The organism is Rothia mucilaginosa, from assembly GCF_901875305.1.
Classification (GTDB): domain Bacteria; phylum Actinomycetota; class Actinomycetes; order Actinomycetales; family Micrococcaceae; genus Rothia.
In genome coordinates, this window is sequence record NZ_CABFLY010000002.1 from 463,291 (window position 1) to 481,273 (window position 17,983).

General features: G+C 63.2%; 15 protein-coding genes. All 15 read right to left on the reverse strand.

The genetic code is table 11. The features are described 5' to 3' along the window. Positions 1-38: 38 nt before the first annotated feature. Positions 39-1,217 carry a ComEA family DNA-binding protein gene (locus tag JX292_RS03995; RefSeq protein ID WP_204861682.1) on the reverse strand — a complete coding sequence of 393 codons (1,179 nt, stop codon included), beginning with the start codon at positions 1,215-1,217 and terminating at the stop codon, positions 39-41. A gap of 281 nt (positions 1,218-1,498) precedes the next feature. Then, the gene (gene whiA / locus JX292_RS04000) at positions 1,499-2,464 is read right to left on the reverse strand and encodes a DNA-binding protein WhiA (protein ID WP_204861684.1); all 966 of its coding nucleotides are present in this window, start codon (positions 2,462-2,464) and stop codon (positions 1,499-1,501) included. A gap of 116 nt (positions 2,465-2,580) precedes the next feature. Next, positions 2,581-3,633: a gluconeogenesis factor YvcK family protein gene (locus JX292_RS04005; protein WP_204861687.1), complete on the reverse strand. Its 1,053-nt coding sequence runs from the start codon at positions 3,631-3,633 to the stop codon at positions 2,581-2,583. A gap of 102 nt (positions 3,634-3,735) precedes the next feature. Beyond that, positions 3,736-4,647 (reverse strand): RNase adapter RapZ, encoded by a 912-nt coding sequence (gene rapZ, locus JX292_RS04010; RefSeq protein WP_204861689.1) that lies wholly within the window; start codon positions 4,645-4,647, stop codon positions 3,736-3,738. A 262-nt stretch (positions 4,648-4,909) separates the two neighbouring features. Beyond that, a complete protein-coding gene (locus JX292_RS04015; RefSeq protein ID WP_204861691.1) occupies positions 4,910-6,346 on the reverse strand; it encodes a bifunctional phosphopantothenoylcysteine decarboxylase/phosphopantothenate synthase in 1,437 nt (478 codons plus the stop codon). Positions 6,347-6,384: 38 nt separating this feature from the next. Next, positions 6,385-6,843, reverse strand: a complete 459-nt coding sequence (gene rpoZ / locus JX292_RS04020) for a DNA-directed RNA polymerase subunit omega (protein WP_204861693.1) — start codon at positions 6,841-6,843, stop codon at positions 6,385-6,387. A gap of 212 nt (positions 6,844-7,055) precedes the next feature. Then, a complete protein-coding gene (gmk, locus tag JX292_RS04025; RefSeq protein WP_049334256.1) occupies positions 7,056-7,613 on the reverse strand; it encodes a guanylate kinase in 558 nt (185 codons plus the stop codon). A 45-nt stretch (positions 7,614-7,658) separates the two neighbouring features. Beyond that, positions 7,659-8,039 carry an integration host factor, actinobacterial type gene (mihF, locus tag JX292_RS04030; protein ID WP_049334257.1) on the reverse strand — a complete coding sequence of 127 codons (381 nt, stop codon included), beginning with the start codon at positions 8,037-8,039 and terminating at the stop codon, positions 7,659-7,661. A 458-nt stretch (positions 8,040-8,497) separates the two neighbouring features. Next, positions 8,498-9,355: an orotidine-5'-phosphate decarboxylase gene (gene pyrF / locus JX292_RS04035; RefSeq protein ID WP_204861695.1), complete on the reverse strand. Its 858-nt coding sequence runs from the start codon at positions 9,353-9,355 to the stop codon at positions 8,498-8,500. After that, entirely contained in the window at positions 9,355-12,681 is a 3,327-nt protein-coding gene (gene carB / locus JX292_RS04040) for a carbamoyl-phosphate synthase large subunit (protein WP_204861702.1), read from the reverse strand. Before carB ends, pyrF begins: the two co-directional genes overlap by 1 nt. Continuing rightward, positions 12,682-13,869 (reverse strand): glutamine-hydrolyzing carbamoyl-phosphate synthase small subunit, encoded by a 1,188-nt coding sequence (gene carA, locus JX292_RS04045; protein ID WP_204861711.1) that lies wholly within the window; start codon positions 13,867-13,869, stop codon positions 12,682-12,684. It abuts the gene before it with no gap. A gap of 194 nt (positions 13,870-14,063) precedes the next feature. After that, a complete protein-coding gene (locus JX292_RS04050; protein WP_204861714.1) occupies positions 14,064-14,603 on the reverse strand; it encodes a hypothetical protein in 540 nt (179 codons plus the stop codon). A 132-nt stretch (positions 14,604-14,735) separates the two neighbouring features. Beyond that, positions 14,736-16,037: a dihydroorotase gene (locus tag JX292_RS04055; RefSeq protein WP_204861716.1), complete on the reverse strand. Its 1,302-nt coding sequence runs from the start codon at positions 16,035-16,037 to the stop codon at positions 14,736-14,738. Positions 16,038-16,067: 30 nt separating this feature from the next. Then, positions 16,068-17,069 (reverse strand): aspartate carbamoyltransferase catalytic subunit, encoded by a 1,002-nt coding sequence (locus JX292_RS04060; RefSeq protein WP_204861718.1) that lies wholly within the window; start codon positions 17,067-17,069, stop codon positions 16,068-16,070. Next, positions 17,066-17,728 (reverse strand): bifunctional pyr operon transcriptional regulator/uracil phosphoribosyltransferase PyrR, encoded by a 663-nt coding sequence (gene pyrR, locus JX292_RS04065; protein WP_239653627.1) that lies wholly within the window; start codon positions 17,726-17,728, stop codon positions 17,066-17,068. The genes JX292_RS04060 and pyrR overlap by 4 nt, the downstream gene beginning before the upstream one ends. Between the last annotated feature and the right edge of the window lie 255 nt (positions 17,729-17,983).

The window sequence follows — 17,983 nt, forward strand, 5'->3', positions numbered from 1 at the left end:
TCCGAGGACCGGGATACGTGACGTGCGAGTGACACCCATCAGACCGTCACCAGCGGACGCAGAGTCTCAAGCAGGGTCGGGCCGATGCCGGGCACCGCATCCAGCTCATCCACGCTACGGAAACCGCCGTGGGCCTCACGCCAGGTGATGATGCGCTGGGCCATGGCCGGGCCGATGCGCGGCAGGCTCTGCAGCTGCTCGGCGGTCGCGGTGTTGATGTTGACCGAGCCCTGTGACGCGGCTGAGGTGCCGGTGGTGCCCGTGCCTCCGGAGGGGGTGAGGGTGCGTTGAGGTTGTGAGCCGCCTCCTTGAGAGGCGCCCTGCGCGGTACCGGTGTGGGGTTGAATCGGTGCCGGAGCGGCGGTTTCCCCTCGGCGCGGAACGTAGAGCTGCATGCCGTCGGTCAGCTCGCCTGCGAGGTTCACTCGGTCCAGGTCGGCATCAGCGGCGGCACCGGATGCGGCAGCGATGGCATCCACGGCGCGGCCGTTCGCTGGGAGGGTGTACACGCCGGGGTTGTTGACGGCCCCGGCCACGTGCACCCGCACCTCGGTCACCGAACTGGGCTGGGGCGTCGGATGCGCGCTCTCCGCCGCCTGCCCACTCCCCTGCGCTGTGTCCGAAGCTGTACCCGAAGCCGCGATGGACGTCTGGGCTACCGGCTCGCTGCGGGGCGCCGCCGAGAACTGCGAAACTCCCCAGATGATGACCGCCAGAACGATGAGCGCCACGAGCACCAGGGCTCGCGGCGAGATGCCCCAGCGCGTTCTGCGGGTGGTTCCGGGGGCATCCTCCTCTTCCCATTCCTCCCAGTCGTCCCACTCCTCCAAAGGCTCTGGTTCTTCCACGACCCCTGAACCCTTGGGGGCCTCCAGGCTATCCTCGACGTGGGATGCGCCCCTCAGGCGCACGGTATCCTCCCGATCGTAGTCCGAGATAGTCTCAGCGTGCTCCGAGGGGGCAACGCCACCGGACCCGCTGTTTTCGGGATTCGTGGGTTCCGGGGCACGCCCGGGCGTGCGGTACAGGCCGTTCATGAGTTCGCGGGCGGTGCGCGGCGGGAAACCAGCCGGCGTTGCGGCACCAGGTGAATCCGTCACGTGGTACCCGTATTCAACTGGGACTCGTTCGTCGGTGAACTCGGCGGAAGCACGCTTGGCCGAGGGAGCTTCCCGCGACGGAAGATGCTGAAAGGAAGTGCGGTGGTTAGGGGTCATGCTCGTCATACCCCCACACTAGGCCCGTGCGCGTGGCCAATCCGGTGCACAGAAAAACCTGTGGATAACGCCCCGTCCTCGACGGGAAAAGATGCTATCCACAGGCTTCTTTTTGAAAAAATCTACTCATTTATTCAAATATGCACGGCGTGCACACGTAACACAGGGGTCAAAACATAACGGCTAGGTCGCGGGTTTTCGGAGGCCCGCACAAGCGTCCGGCACCCACAAAATAGCTCGGCCCCCGTACAAACATCCGGAGACCCTAGCCCGCCACGACCCTAGTCCTCGCGCGGCAGCTCAGTTCCGGGAATACCCAGCTCGGCAGCACGCTTATCAGCCATCACCAGCAGACGGCGAATACGGCCAGCAATCGCGTCCTTCGTCATGGGCGGATCAGCCAGACGACCCAGCTCATCCAGGGAAGCATGCTTGTTCACCACACGCAACTCACCCGCATAACGCAGGTGCTCGGGGGCCTGATCACCCAGAATCTCCAGGGCGCGCTCCACGCGGGCGCTAGCCGCCACGGCGGCCTGGGCGCTACGGCGCAGGTTAGCGTCGTCAAAATTGGCCAGACGGTTAGCGGTCGCGCGCACCTCCTTGCGGGTGCGAGCCTCACGCCAGGTGGTAAGGGTTCCGGTCGCACCCATGCGCTCGAGCAACTGCGCGATGGTCTCGCCATCACGCACCACCACGCGGTCGGTACCGCGCACCTCGCGGGCCTTCGCAATGATGTCGAGGCGACGGGCCGCCCCCACAAGGGCCAGAGCAGCCTCAGGGCCGGGGCAGGTAAACTCCAGGGCGGAAGAACGGCCCGGCTCGGTGAGAGAACCATGAGCCAGGAACGCGCCGCGCATGATGGCTTCAGCATCCTGCAGAGAGCCATTGACCACGGCCGGCGGCAGGCCGCGCACGGGGCGACCACGCACATCCAGCAGACCGGTCTGACGGGCCAGAGCCTCGCCACCCTGATCCACGCGCACCACGTAGCGGCCGCCGCGGCGCAGACCGCCTCCGGTGACGCTGGTGAGCTCGGAGTCATGACCGTAAATCTCAGAAATGATGCGGCGCATGCGATGGGCGGTGGGCTCGTGATCTACCTCAGATTCCACCACGATTCGCCCCGAGACAATGTGCAGACCGCCGGTGAAGCGCAGAATCGTTGAAATCTCGGCCTTGCGGGCAGAGATTTTCGGCGCTTCATAGCTGGCGAGTTCGTCTTTGACGAGGGTGGTCAATGCCATAGGTTGGTGTCCTTCTGGGCGGGTAGTCGGCGCGGATGGCCGGAAAAGTTCAGTCTAGTAAAGTGCGGCTAAAAATTCTGGGCGCCGCTTCTTGCGGGCGCCAGATCCTAGAGCCTCTAAGCGCTCAGCTCGAAGGTTTCGTTGTACGCAGCGGCAAGCTTCAACGGGTCGTGCACATTTGGCTGAGAGCTGGAACGCAGGTGCGCCCACACGACCTTAGCTCCCATCGAGGCGGCCTCACGTTCGAGCTCCGCGCGGTGGTCAGCCTGCATGTCGGCGTCAGCAATCACAGCGTCCAGGTGCAACTTGGATGCGTACTGACGCAGAAGCTCCAGATGGGTGGCCGGTGTGAACCCCACGGTCTCCTTGTCGTCTGAGAGGTTCATGACCACGCATCGGCGCGCCTCCGTGCGAATAATCGCCTCGCGCTGGGCCTCCAGCAGCAGGTGCGGCAGAACCGAAGTACGCCACGAACCGGGGCCGAGCACAACCCAATCGGATTCCTCGATGGCGGCCAGCGCCTCCGGACAGGGGCGCGCATTCTTCGGGGACAGCCCGATATCGTGTACACGCTCCTCCTTGGAGAGGTTCACCTGCCCCACCACCTTGACCCGCTCGATTCCGCCACCGGAGTGCTCGCGCAACACAGTACCGTAAATCACCATGGGATCCAGGGCCATGGGGAGCACACGACCGCGGGCGTTCAACAGGGCGCCCGCCCAGTCAAGGCCAGCTACCGGATCGTCCAGCAACTGCCAGAGCGTCGCAATAAGCAGATTACCGAGCGCGTGGTAGTTCAGGGGGAACTCCCCCGCGTAGCCCTCGGGCGCCGCAAAACGGTGCTGCATGACGTCGCGCCAGGTGCGGCCCCAATCGGTGTCGTCACACAGCGCCGAGAGAGCCATGCGCAAATCGCCGGGAGGGAGAATGCCCATCTCCTCACGCAGACGACCCGAGGAACCGCCGTCATCCGCCACGGTCACCACAGCCGTCAGGTTGGGGGTCACGTGGCGCAGAGCCGAAAGAGATCCGTACAGGCCGTGACCGCCACCCATGGCCGTCACCTTCAGCGAACGGTGCGTGGTTTTCAGCAGGCGCAGAGCCTGGGTCGGGAGCGCGGGTAGGCGGGGAATCCCCTGAGTGTCGTAACTGGTTGAATGAGTGCTCATAGTCTGTATCTCACATACCCGGAAGCGGCCGGCCTTCCGCTCGGTGTGCGAAGGGCGACCGGTAGATGATTATGGGTTGTCGGTCAGTACTGCGGGGCGAGGTTACTCGCGGCCCTTGTCGCGGTGCTGCACGTTCACATTGACCTCGGGGAAAGCAGAGAGGCGGCGGGCCAGCTCCTCGGTCACAGCCACCGAGCGGTGCTTACCGCCGGTGCAACCAATCGCGATGGTGGCGTAGTACTTCCCTTCGCGGCGGTAGCCCTCCAGCACGGGACGCAGGGCGGCCAGGTAGTTGCTGATGAACTCCTCGGTGCCGGCGTGCTCCAGCACGTAGTCGCGCACGGGGGCGTCCTGACCGGTCAGAGGGCGCAACTCGGGCACCCAGTGCGGGTTCGGAATAAAGCGCATATCGGCCATGTAGTTGGCGTCGGAGGGAGCGCCGTACTTGAAGCCGAAGCTCATCACGGTCAGGTTCAGCTTCTTATCCGCACCCTCGGCGAACATCTCGCGCACGGTGCGGGCCAGCTCGTGAACATTCATGCCGGTCGTATCAATCGTGCGGTCCGAGGCCAGGCGCAGGCCCTCGAAGAGAGTACGCTCGGCACGGATGCCGTCGAGCACGCGACCCTCACCCTGCAGCGGGTGCGGGCGGCGCTGAGCCTCGTAACGGGCAATAATGGTCTCGTCCTTGGCATCAAGGAAAAGCATGGAGAAGTCAATATCGGACTTGCGCAACGTCTCAATGGCGGCCGGCAAATCAGAGAACAGCGCGCGGGCACGCACGTCAATACCAAGAGCCACCTTCGGCACGCGGGCGCCGTCACGAGTCACCAACTCGGCCAGGGAACCGAGCATCTGCGGGGGGATGTTATCGATAACGTACCAGCCCTCATCCTCGAGCACGTTAGCGACGGTGCTACGGCCCGCACCGGAGATGCCGGTAATCACCAGAATCTGCGGGCGCTCATCGCTCTGGACGGAATGTGCGGCGGCATGGTGCTGATTGTCTGCCATGGTGTCTCTTCCCCTTTGACGCGAACTACTCTATAAGCCATGATACAAGACCTTGATTAGACGGCCCGGGCCCATGCTCACATATTTCAGGACATGACAAAAAAGAGTCGCCACTCTCCCACCCCTCCGAGCGTTAAGGCGAAACGACCCGGCGCGTTCTTCGCGCCGGGTCGAATGTTCCGCTCATGAAAAGCACTGTGAAAAACCTTATGAAGAGCGCTACGAATTTGCTGCGGATGCGCACCGCCGGGGCGGCCACGAGCTAGGCGCAGTCCTCATCGAAGAAGCCGCTCACGTACTCCAGCAGGCGCACCGAAATGTCCTTCTTCGAGCCCATCAGTACCGGCTCCTCCTCAGTCAACGTGGAGAGCAGAGTAATCGTATTCTCATCCGTACCGAAGCCTAGGTTCACGCCCACCGTGTTCACGGCCAGGAAGTCGGCACCCTTACGCTGCATCTTCTCGCGGCCCAGCTCCAGCGGGGTCTTTTCCGCCGAACCGGTCTCCGCGGCGAAGCCCACAATAATCTGCGGGCCCACGCAGGTCTGGCCGCCCTCCCGAGCCTGAGCGCGACGTACCACAACCTCACGCAGAATATCGGGGTTGCGCACCAGGTTGATGACCGGCGCATCCTCGGAATCTGCGCTCTTCTTAATCTTGAACTCGGCGAACTCGGCGGGCCTGAAATCGGCCACCGCCGCAGACATCACCAGAACATCCGCGGATGCGCTCGCCTCCAGGACGACTTCGCGCAGCTGCAGGGCGCGCTCCACGCGGGTCACCCGCACGCCTTCGGGGGCGGGCACCTCGATGTTCGCGGCAATCAGGTGCACGTGCGCACCCAGGTCGCGAGCAGCCTCGGCCAGGGCCACGCCCTGCTTGCCGGTCGAGCGGTTGCCCAGGTAGCGCACGGGGTCGAGGGGCTCGCGGGTGCCGCCCGCGGTAATCACCACGGTGCGTCCGGCCAGCGGACCGGATGCGGCGGGCACCTCCCGAGCCGCGCTCTCGACGGCCTCGGGGCCTCCATTGCCGTCGATGCTCATACCCTCAATGCTCACCGAGCCCAGGGTCGCCAGGCGTGCTGCGGCAGCGCGCTCTTGCTCCGTATCGGCGTACAGGGGCTGGGTCGGGGCGTAGCCGGGCGTATACACAGGGTGCGTGGAACGCTTCGGGAACCGCGCGATAACCTCCTGCGCCAGGCGGAAGATGTCCTCGGGCTCGGGCATGCGGCCGGGGCCGGAATCCGGGCCCGTCAGACGACCAATCGCCGGTTCAATCACGTGGTAGCCCCACGAACGCAGGGTCTGCACATTCGCGCGGGTCGCCGGGTTCTCCCACATCTGCGTGTGCATGGCCGGGGCCAGAATCACGGGCGCGTGCGTGGTCAGCACGGTCGCCGACAGCAAATCGTCCGCGCGTCCAGCGGCCAGGCGGGCCAGCAGGTCCGCGGTGGCCGGAGCAATCACCACGGCATCGGCCTGCTCGGCCTGGCGCACGTGGTTCACCTCGGGCACGCGCTCGAACACATCGGTCGAAACGGGGTTGCCGCTCAGCGCCTCCAGGGTGGGAACCCCCACGAACTTGGTCGCGTTCAGGGTGGGCATGGCGATGACCTCGTCACCATTCTTCGCAAAAAGGCGAAGGAGCATCGCCGCCTTATACGCGGCGATGCCCCCTCCCATACCAACGATAATGCGCATGGTACGTCAGATAATCCTTAAACTAGCCGGTCGGCTCGTTACTCGGCGTGGTCGTCGAGGATAACCTCTTCAATCGCGATGACCTCGTCGCTACCGGCAGGAATGTACTCTTCCTCGATAGCGTCGGGGTACTCGGTGACGCTGAAGTCAATCAGAGCGTTCGGCTCTTCAGCGATCGGGTAACCGTCCTCGTTGAACTTGGTGCCGGGCTGGTGCTCAGCCTCAACGCGGTCGGTAATGATCTCGCGCATAGCAACCGACAGGGACTTCTCAGTCGAATCAGCATCAACCAGCGGGCCGATGTGAGGGTTCTTGGAATCCTGCAGGTTAGCGTAGTACGCGTTAATCTGGCGGGCGCGGCGGGCACCGAAAATCACCAGGCCGTACTTGGACTCTGCCTTCTCGATCAGCGAGTCTGCGCTGGGGCTCACGATGCCCTCGGGAGTAACGCCGTCAACGAAGTTGTAGTCCTCGTGTTCCTTGATTTCGTTTGCCACTAAAAACTCCAAAGATCTTGATGGATGTACGTACCGAACACCCTTCGCGGGGCACCCACGCTCGGATTCGGGCGGGCATGGGAAGGGATCGGCCAAAACTAAAGAACCATTCTACCCTCTCGGCGGCCAAAAAGCACGTACCGGATAGTGGAGAAGACGCAAAAGGGCGGGTCACGCTATTTCTGCGTGACCCGCCCCTCACGGCGGAAGACCTACGCGGCACCAATCAGCTCGGCAATTTCCCGAGCCGCACGCTCCACGCTGTCGTTCACCACCGTCACGTCGAATTCCTTCTCGGCAGCCAGCTCAACCTTCGCGGTTTCCAGACGACGAGCCTGTTCCTGCTCGCTCTCGGTACCGCGGCCCTTCAGACGCGACACCAGCTCATCCCAGCTCGGCGGGGCCAGGAAAATCAGGCGGGCGTCAGGCATGGTCTCACGAATCTGGCGAGCACCCTGCAGGTCAATCTCAAGGATCACCGGGTGGCCAGCGTCCAGAGCCTCCTGCACCTTAGCGCGTGGAGTGCCGTACTTATTCTTACCGTGCACCACCGCGTACTCCAGCATCTGGCCGTCGGCAATCATCTGATCAAACTCGTCCATAGAGACGAAGTAGTAGTGAACACCGTCGACCTCACCGGGGCGAGGATCGCGAGTAGTTGCGGACACCGAGAACCACACCTTCGGATAGTTCTCGCGAATGTACTGGCACACCGTACCCTTACCAACGGCGGTGGGGCCGGCCAGAACGGTCAAAGTCGGCTGAGACATAGCTTCCTTCCAGATGCGCCGCCGCACGCGCGGGGCGCAAACACTTTAGGACTGAGAAGATTCAGAAGACTGAGCAGCAGTCCTACGACGTGCACGGTTGAGATACCGCGAATTACGGTTGAAGTACTCCACCATCTTGCGACGCTGGTGAACGCCAAGACCACCCAGACGGCGGGTCGGCGCAATATGAAGTTCTTCAATGATGCGTTCTGCTCGAACGGCACCAATGCCCGGAAGTGCGCGCAGCATCTGCCCCACCGGCATTTTAGCCAGTGCAGGGTCGGAATCGACCATATCGAGAACCTGACGTACGGAAAGTTCGCGTTCACTCAGTGCACGCTTAATTTCCTGGCGGTGTGCTCGGGCAAGTACTGCCTTCTCGCGGGCGGAGGCGCGCGCATCCTCGGTTAACGGAGTCAGCGGCATGGTTGGATCCCCCATTTCTGCGAGTATTGAATTTTACTTATCAACTAATGTATCACGAATGTCTCGGGGGGCCCCGCTCCATTCGCGGCACTTCCTACGCACCAACAATGCGTCTACGCACGTCAGCACGTAAATTCCGGAAGCACTCTTTCTAGCATAGCGGAGTCACCGCCCGATCAAAAGCCACGCGCAGACGAAGCCAATACTGTTTGGTCACACTGCCGGATGCGCGGCCCCTCCCCCACCCTCACGAGTCCCTCCGCAATGGCCTGAAAACGCCACGGCACTCCGCCCGGCAAGAATCGGGTCGCTCACACGCGGGGACACACGTAACGGGCCGTCCGGCGGGCGTATCCCGGCGGTGAGCGCAGAAAAGGGGCGCGCACCCCGGCGAGGCTCCCGAAGGAACCGGCCGGGGCGCGCACCCCATCTAGGCTTAGCTATGCGCTGAGCGCGGACTATGCGCCGCGAGCAGCCAGCAGATCGTCGCGAGCGGCCTGAGCCGCCTGCGCCAGATCCTCAACCGACGGACCGGCAGAGAGCACACCGCGGCTGGAGTTCACCAGCACCTGCGACTCCACGCCCGCGAACACGCGGTACAGATCGGCCGCCGAGGCACCCTGCGCACCGTAACCAGGCGACAGAATCGGGCCGTTGAAGGAACCCAGGTCAATGCCCAGGTCCACGAGCGCCTGACCGACGGTCGCGCCGACCACCAGGCCACACGGACCCATCTGCTCCCACTCGCGGGACGCATTCTCGGCTACCGCCGCAGCGATAATGCGCTTGGCCACGGCGCCCTCGGACTCCGAGGCGCCCACGTGCTGCACGCTCTTACCCTCGGGGTTCGAGGTCAGCGCCAGCACAAAGGTGCCGCGGTCGTTCTGCGCGGCCAAATCCAGTGCCGGACGCAACGACTCAAAACCCAGGTACGGGCTCAAAGTCACCGAATCGGTGCCCAGCGGCGAAGACGAGCCGAGCCACGCATCCGCATACGCCTTCATGGTCGAACCGATGTCGCCGCGCTTCGCGTCAGCCACAATCAGCACGCCGTCAGCAGCGGCGCGGGCGAACAGCGCCTCCAGCACGGCCAGGCCGGCCGAACCGTGACGCTCAAACAGCGCCACCTGCGGCTTCAGCGCGGCCGCGAAGGGGGCACACCCCTCGTATACGGCCTCGGTGAAGGCGGCCAGACCCTCGGCGGAATCCTCCAGGTCCCACTGCTCCAGCAGGTTCGGGTGCGGGTCAATACCCACGCACAGCGGGCCGCGCTCGGCCATGGCCTTCGCCAGGCGATCACCGAAGGAAGCGGACATTACGCCTCGCCACCCTCGGAAGCCAGGCGAGCCTCCACAGCGGCGGCCAGCTTAACGTCGTGCTCCTGCAGGCTCATGATGTCCCAGCTGTGCTCGCGCAGAGCGGTAATCGCCTGAACGGCGGCGGCAAACTCGGAGATGGTGGTCATCACCGGGCAACCGACCGACACGGCGGCGGCACGAATCTCGTAGCCGTCGCTACGAGCGGCACCACCGGCGGGGGTGTTCAGAATCAGGTCGATGTCACCGTTGCGGACCATATCCACAATCGAGTGTTCGCCGTTTGCCTCAGCAAACTTCGAAGCCACCAGAATCGAGTTCAGGCCGTTGCGGCGCAGAATCTCGGCGGTACCACCGGTCGAAACAATCTCGAAGCCCAGCGACTCCAGCATCTTCGCGTAGATGATGACGTTACGCTTGTCGTGGTTAGCCACCGAAATGAAGACCTTACCGGAGGTCGGCATCGGCGAACCTGCGCCGGCCTGGGCCTTCGCGAACGCGGTGTCGAAGTGCTGATCCAGACCCATGACCTCACCGGTCGAACGCATCTCAGGGCTCAGCAGCGAATCGACCACCACACCCTCGGGAGTGCGGAAGCGGGCGAACGGCAGAACCGCAGCCTTCACAGCAATCGCGGTCTCCTGCGGCAGGGATGCGCCGTCCATGTGCTGCGGCAGGTAGCCCTCAGCCTTCAGCTCGGCAATGGTCTTGCCCAGGCCAATCAGCACGGCGGCCTTAGCCAGCTGCACGCCGGTAGCCTTCGACACGAACGGAACGGTACGGGATGCGCGCGGGTTAGCCTCAATCACGTACAGGTTCTCGGAGACGTACGCGAACTGAATGTTAATCAGGCCGCGCACGCCGGTGCCGCGAGCAATCTTCTCGGTAGCGTCCTTCACCTTCGCCACGATGTCCGGGCCGAGGGTAATCGGGGGCAGAGTACAGGAGGAGTCACCGGAGTGAATACCGGCTTCCTCAATGTGCTCCATGACGCCGCCCAGGTACAGCTCCTCGCCGTCGAACAGGGCGTCAACGTCAATCTCGATGGCGTCCTCAAGGAACTTGTCAATCAGAGCCGGCTGGGAGGGCGAAACCTCGGTAGCGTTCTCCAGGTAGCGGGCCAGGTTCGCCTCGTCGTAGACAATCTCCATGCCGCGGCCGCCCAGCACGTACGAGGGGCGAACCAGAACCGGGTAACCGATCTCGTCGGCGATGCGCTTAGCGCCCTCGAAGGTGAACGCGGTGCCGTTCTTGGGCGAAATCAGGCCGCCCTCCTCCAGCACGCGGGAGAACTCGCCGCGGTCCTCGGCCAGGTCGATGGCCTCGGGGGTGGTGCCCAGAATCGGCACGCCCGCATCCTTCAGGGCACGAGCCAGCTTCAGCGGGGTCTGGCCACCCAGCTGCACGAACACGCCCATCAGGCCGCCGGTACGACGCTCCGACTCAACGATCTCGAGCACGTCCTCAAGGGTCAGCGGCTCGAAGTACAGGCGGGTCGAGATGTCATAGTCGGTCGAAACGGTCTCGGGGTTGCAGTTGACCATGACGGTCTCGTAACCGAGCGAACGCAACACCATGGAAGCGTGCACGCACGAGTAGTCGAACTCAATACCCTGACCGATACGGTTCGGGCCCGAACCCAGAATCATAATCGAAGGCTTCTCGTGAGGCGCAACCTCATCCTCCATGTCGTAGGAGGAGTAGTGGTACGGAGTGAACGCCTCAAACTCGGCAGCACAGGTGTCCACGGTCTTGAAGACCGGGCGGATACCCAGAGCGTGGCGAACACCGCGCACAACATCCTCAGAAGAGCCGATAATCTCAGCAATCTGAGCGTCAGAGAAACCGTGGCGCTTAGCCAGCTTCAGGGTCTCCGGGTCAAGGTGGTCACGCTTAGCGTGAACCACGCCAGCAACCTCATTCAGCAGCACCAGCTGATCCAGGAACCACGGGTCAATCTTGGTAGCCTCGTGCAGCTGCTCCACGGTAGCGCCAGCCAGCAGAGCCTGCTGAACCTGGTAGATACGCTGAGTGGTCGGAACCTTCGTCTTCTCAATCAGCTCCACCAGCTCAGCCTCAGACAGGGTCAGCGGCTTGAACGAGAAGGACGCACCCTTCTGCTCCAGCGAACGCATCGCCTTCTGCAGAGCCTCAGTGAAGTTACGGCCCAGGGCCATAGCCTCACCAACACTCTTCATGGTGGTGGTCAGGGTCGGGTCAGCAGCCGGGAACTTCTCAAACGCGAAGCGCGGAACCTTCACAACCACATAGTCGAGGGTCGGCTCGAAGGAGGCCGGGGTCTTCTGGGTGATATCGTTCGGGATCTCATCCAGGGTGTAGCCCAAGGACAGCTTGGTCGCAATCTTCGCAATCGGGAAGCCGGTAGCCTTCGACGCAAGCGCCGAGGAACGAGACACACGCGGGTTCATCTCAATGACAATCACACGGCCGGTCTTCGGATCGATCGCGAACTGAATGTTACAACCACCGGTGTCCACGCCAACCTCACGAATCACGTTGATCGCAATATCGCGCAGCTTCTGGAACTCACGGTCAGTCAGGGTCAGTGCGGGTGCCACGGTGATGGAGTCACCGGTGTGCACGCCCACGGGGTCGAAGTTTTCGATGGAGCAGACGACCACGACGTTGTCGTTGGTGTCACGCATCATCTCCAGCTCGTATTCCTTCCAGCCGAGGATGGACTCCTCCAGCAGGACCTCGCTAGTCGGCGAGTACTGAATACCGGCGCCGGCAATACGGTGGAGGTCTTCCTCGTTGTACGCCATGCCCGAGCCGAGACCACCCATGGTGAAGGAGGGGCGGACCACCATCGGGTAGCCCAGCTCCTTAGCGGCTTCCAGCGCCTCCGGCATGGAGTGAACAATCACCGAACGGGCAGACTCACCACCGGCACGCTCCACCACGCCCTTGAATGCTTCACGGTCCTCACCGAGGTTAATCGCCTCAATGTTTGCACCAATCAGCTCAACATTGTACTTCTCGAGGATGCCACGCTCACCCAGCTCAATAGCCGCGTTCAGTGCAGTCTGACCACCCAGAGTCGGCAGGATTGCATCCGGCTTTTCCTTAGCGATGATCTTCTCAATCACCTCGGGGGTGATAGGTTCAATGTAAGTGGCGTCCGCGAACTCGGGGTCAGTCATGATAGTTGCCGGGTTCGAGTTCACGAGGATGACACGCACACCCTCATCCTTCAGGACGCGCAACGCCTGAGTACCGGAGTAATCGAATTCCGCAGCCTGACCAATGACAATGGGGCCGGAACCGATGACGAGGACGCTATTAAGGTCAGTACGACGAGGCATTTATGCTTCCTTTGCAGTCTTGGTTGCGACCATCAGGTCGATGAAACGGTCAAAGAGGTAGGCGGAATCGTGCGGGCCCGCAGCAGCCTCGGGGTGGTACTGCACGGAGAACGCGGGGATGTCCTTACAGGTCAGGCCCTCAACCACGTTGTCGTTCAGACCCACGTGCGAGACCATGACCTGACCAAACTCGGCATTGGGTGCAGTTACATAGCCACCAATGGGGGCGTCCACGGCGAAGCCGTGATTATGCGCAGTAATCTCAACCTTGCCGGTGGTCTTATCCATAACGGGCTGGTTGATACCGCGGTGGCCGAAGGGCAGCTTGTAGGTGCCGAAGCCCAAAGCTCGGCCAAGCAACTGGTTACCGAAGCAGATGCCGAAGAACGGGGTGCCCTTACGCAGCACGCCCTGCAGCAGCTCAACCTGTTCATCAGCGGTTGCCGGGTCACCGGGGCCGTTGGAGAAGAACACGCCGTCGGGGTTGTGGGAGTAGATGTCCTCAAGGGTTGCGTTCGCGGGCAACACGTGCACGCGCACACCACGCTCAGCGAAACGCTGCGGGGTCATCGACTTAATACCCAGGTCCAGGGCGACGATGGTTGCAACCGGAGGGGCGAACCAGTTGAACTGGTGCGGCTCAACAGTGTATACGGTATCCACTGAAACGGAGTCAGCAAGCTTACGACCAGCCATCGGCTCGGAGGCGCGCACCTCCTCCAGCAGTTCAGCCTCGGGCCGTTCTGCGTACTCACCGGAGAACACGCCCGCACGCATCGAACCGCTCGAACGCAGGCGGCGGGTCAGGGCGCGCGTGTCAATGCCCTGAATACCGACGATGCCCTGCTCAATGAGCTCTTCGTCGAGGGTGCGCTCGGAACGCCAGTTGGATGCCACACGTGCGGCGTCACGAACCACGTAGCCGGCAACCCAAATCTTGCGGGATTCAGCGTCGGTGGTGTTCACGCCGGTGTTGCCAATATGCGGAGCGGTCTGAACCACAATCTGACCCGCGTAAGAAGGGTCGGTCAGGGTCTCCTGGTAGCCGGTCATGCCGGTGGAGAATACTACCTCGCCCAGGGACGCGCCGGTTGCGCCGTAGCCGTAGCCGCGGTAGACGGTGCCGTCCTCCAGGACGAGCAGCGCGCGGTCCGTACGCAGGGCGCCGGATCGTGTCATGTCAGTCATGCTCTCTTTTCCTTTTCTCTGGTGTTCTCCCCCGCTTCCTGTACGGCCTCTACCGTGCAGGTTCCGGGGTAGTCTATGGTGCCTTCGGCGGGTTGTTCGCCTGCCGTCAGGCAAAATCTATGGGTGTGCGGGTGCGCCGGGGATGTTGGTCCGGGGTACCTTGCGGGAGTGCTCCGCAAGGTTCCCGATACCGGTTAGGCTTCCGGTGCTGCCGCCCACTTTTCGGGCGCATCCACCGCGTTCGGGGCGATGCGGCGCAGCTCCTGCAGTACCGCCTGCTTGTCCTCGGCGTAGCGGGTGCGGAAGCCAGTCTGCACGCGGTGCCCGTCCAGGGTCCAGCCAATAACGACCAGGCCATCCTTCTCCACAACCTTGCCCGCCATACCGCGGTCAGTGGTAATGACCGCAAGCTTCTTCGCCGGAATCCACAGGTCCTTCGCCCCGTTACGGGTGAAGATAATGCTGTCGGGGTAAATCAGCAGGGTGGACTTGCTCTTGAAGCCGAGCGAATCGAAACCGACGCGGTCCAGCCAGTTACCGAAAATGGTGGTGCTGACGTACTCGCCCTCAAAAGCGGCGTCAGCGGTCATGCCCTCGTAGCGTTCGGGAACTTCCTTGAGAGAACCGAACATGTTCGCCTGGCGTGCCAGGCGCGAGCGCCATCCGTGCCACATGCCGTAGATGCATAGCGCAACCAGGGCGATGCAGATGATGGCGGTCAGGAGCTTTCCCACGTGGGTTCTCTCTTTCGGTTTGGGTCTCGGGTCTGGATTGGTGGAGTTAGGGGGCGGTACTCCCGGCGAGGCGGTGGCGGGCCTGAACCCGCCACCGCCAGGCACGGTCACCACGTACGTTCGCTTCGCGGGTTACTTGCGCGGGGTTGCCAGCTCGCCGTTCAGCACGGTCGGGTGGCCAGCGTAGAAGGTTGCACGAATCGAACCGGGCACCTCCATACCACGGTAGGGGTTGTTCTTACCCTTGGTGGCCTGCTCCTCCGGCTTGATGACGCGGGTAGCCTTCGGGTCGACCAGCACGATGTTGGCCGGCTCGCCTTCGGCCAGCGGGCGGCCCTGCTCAGCCTCCAGGCGGCCAATCTTGGCGGGCTGCTCGGAGAGGATGCGTGCCACATCGCGCCAGGTAATCATACCGGTGTCAACCAGGGTCATCTGGATGATGGACAGCGCCTGCTCCAGGCCGGTCATGCCGTTCGCGGCGCACGCCCACTCGCATTCCTTGGTCTCTGCCGGGTGCGGTGCGTGGTCGGTACCGATCACGTCGATGATGCCGTCGGCAACCGCCTGGCGCAGGGCCAGAACGTCCTCTTCGGTGCGCAGCGGCGGGTTCACCTTGAACACCGGGTCGTAGCTACGGGCGGTCTCGTCGGTGAGTAGCAGGTGGTGCGGGGTTGCCTCTGCGGTGACCTGCACGCCGCGGGACTTAGCCCAGCGCACAACCTCAATGGAGCCCTTGGTGGACAGGTGGCAGATGTGCAGCTTGGAGTTCAGGTGCTCAGCCAGCAGCACGTCGCGGGCAATGATTGCCTCTTCAGCGACGGCAGGCCAACCGGCCAGACCCAGGTCAGCGGAGACCTTACCTTCGTTCATCTGGGCGCCTTCGGTCAGGCGCGGCTCCTGCGCGTGCTGCGCAATCACGCCGTCGAAAGTCTTGACGTACTCGAGGGCGCGGCGCATCACGGCCGGGTCGTACACGCACATGCCGTCGTCGGAGAACACGCGCACGTTCGCGGTGGAGTTCGCCATGCTGCCGATGTCGGAGAGGCGCTCACCCTTCAGACCCACGGTCACGGCGCCGATGGGCTGCACGCGGCACCAGCCGGATTCCTTGCCGAGGCGGTCAACCTGCTCTACCACTGCGGCGGTGTCTGCCACGGGCATGGAGTTTGCCATAGCGAACACTGCGGTGTAGCCGCCCAGAGCTGCTGCGCGGGTGCCGGTCTCGACGGTTTCGGATGCTTCGTAGCCGGGCTGACGCAGGTGGGTGTGAATGTCGACCAGGCCGGGCAGCGCTACCTGGCCTGCCGCCTCGACAACCTGTGCGTCTGCGGCGTCGATGTTCTCGGCGATGCGGCTAATCACGCCGTCCTCGATGAGGATGTCGGCGACCTTTTCGCCGTAGAGGCTTGCGCCCTTAATCAGGTACTTGCTCATGGTGTTGGTTCCTCTCGTTAGGAAGGTCGTTTAGGATTCGTCGCCGGCGTAGAGCTTGGCGCTGGATCCGTCGGTCAGAAGCAGGTAGAGCACCGCCATGCGCAGCGCCACGCCGTTGCTGACCTGGCGCAGAACCCAGGAGTTGGCGGCGTCGGCGGCGTCGGTGCAGATTTCCAGGCCGCGGTTCATGGGGCCCGGGTGCAGGATTGCGACCGGCTGAGGCTGCGCCTGCAGGGTTGCGAAGCGTTCGGCGGTCAGACCCCACAGCTCGGTGTACTCTTCGGCGGAGGGGAAGTACGCGGCGCGCATGCGTTCCTTCTGGATGCGCAGCAACATGACGGCGTCCGGGTTGGTGGCGATGGCTTCGTCAAAGTCGTGGAAGATTTCCAGGCCTGCTTCTTCAACCCAGGAGGCGGTGTTCAGCGGCAGCAGGGTCGGCGGTGCGACGAAGACGACCTGCGCGCCGAGGGTGTGTAGCAGCCAGAGGTTGGAGCGTGCCACGCGCGAGTGCAGGATGTCACCGACGATGAGCACGCGCATACCGGACAGGTCGGTGCCGCGGGGGCTGTCCAGACCGCCGCGTTCTGCCTTGTACTGGCGCAGGGAGACCGCGTCGAGCAACGCCTGGGTGGGGTGCGCGTGGGTGCCGTCGCCCGCGTTGAGTACGGGGATGTCGGTCCAGCCTGCTTCAGCGAGGCGCTGCGGTGCGCCGGAGGCGGAGTGGCGGATTACGAACGCATCCGCAGCAATTGCCTTGAGGGTCTGCGCGGTGTCCTTGAGCGACTCACCCTTGGAGAGAGAGGAGCCCGAGGCGGAGAAGTTCGTGACGGCCGCGCCCAGGCGCTTCTCAGCGGATTCGAAGGAGAGGCGGGTTCGGGTGGAGTCCTCGAAGAAGAGGTTGACGACGGTCTTACCGTTGAGCACGTTGAGGGTGCGGTTTTCGGCTTTGACCTGCGCCATGTAGTCGGCGACGTCAAGGATTTCGATGGCTTCTTCGCGGGTTAGTTCGCGGGTGTCGAGCAGATGCTTCATGAGAGCCCTCCCAGCTGGATAATATCGACTCGGTCTGTTGCGTTGTCAGTTTCGGTCAGTACGACGCGCACGGTTTCGGTGGCACTGGTGGGCAGGTTTTTACCCACATAATCAGCGCGGATGGGTAGTTGTCGGTGTCCGCGGTCTACGAGGACCGCTAGGCGTACCATGGAGGGTCGTCCGTGGGCGTTGAGGGCGTCGAGGGCGGCGCGTACGGTGCGGCCGGAGTAGAGGACGTCGTCAACGAGGACTACGGTTTTACCTTCAATGCCGATGGTGGGTATGATGCTCTCCCCCGCTGTTTGCGGTTCGGGGGCATCGCGCTGGTCGTCGCGGTAGGCGGTGATGTCCAGGGCGCCGAGGCGGTCTTCTGCGGTGAAGTTCGGTTCAAGCGCCTGGATGCGGGTTGCGAGTCGTGCCGCGAGGGGCACGCCGCGGGAGCGGATACCGATGAGTACGAGGTTTTCTACACCTTTGTTGGTTTCAATGATTTCGTAGGCGATGCGGGTGAGGGCGCGGCGAATTTCGTCCTCGCTGAGGATGGTGCGACCGACGGTGGTCGCGTCCTGCAAGGTGCTTTGAGGGGTTGCCGAATGGGGGGCTTCAGTGAGATTCTGCCCCTGATTGGTGCCGGATGTGGGCACAGTTGACCCAGGCATAGCCGTCTCCTTCCCCGCCTCACGGGACGGATTTAAAGGTTTTGTGCTTCTAGTAGGGTACCACAGTTCACAGGCTACGTTCAGGTTCGGCGAGAGACCGCTCATGGCGGGGACGGAGCTGGTATGGAGCGGGGCGGGCTCCATCCTCGAGGCGCATACCGGGCACGCGGGGCGGGGGCTCCGTCCTCAAGGCGCTCAGCGCCGCAGAGGGGGCACTCCCCCGCCTGCGTTGTCCGGTGAAGCCTCAACTCTGTC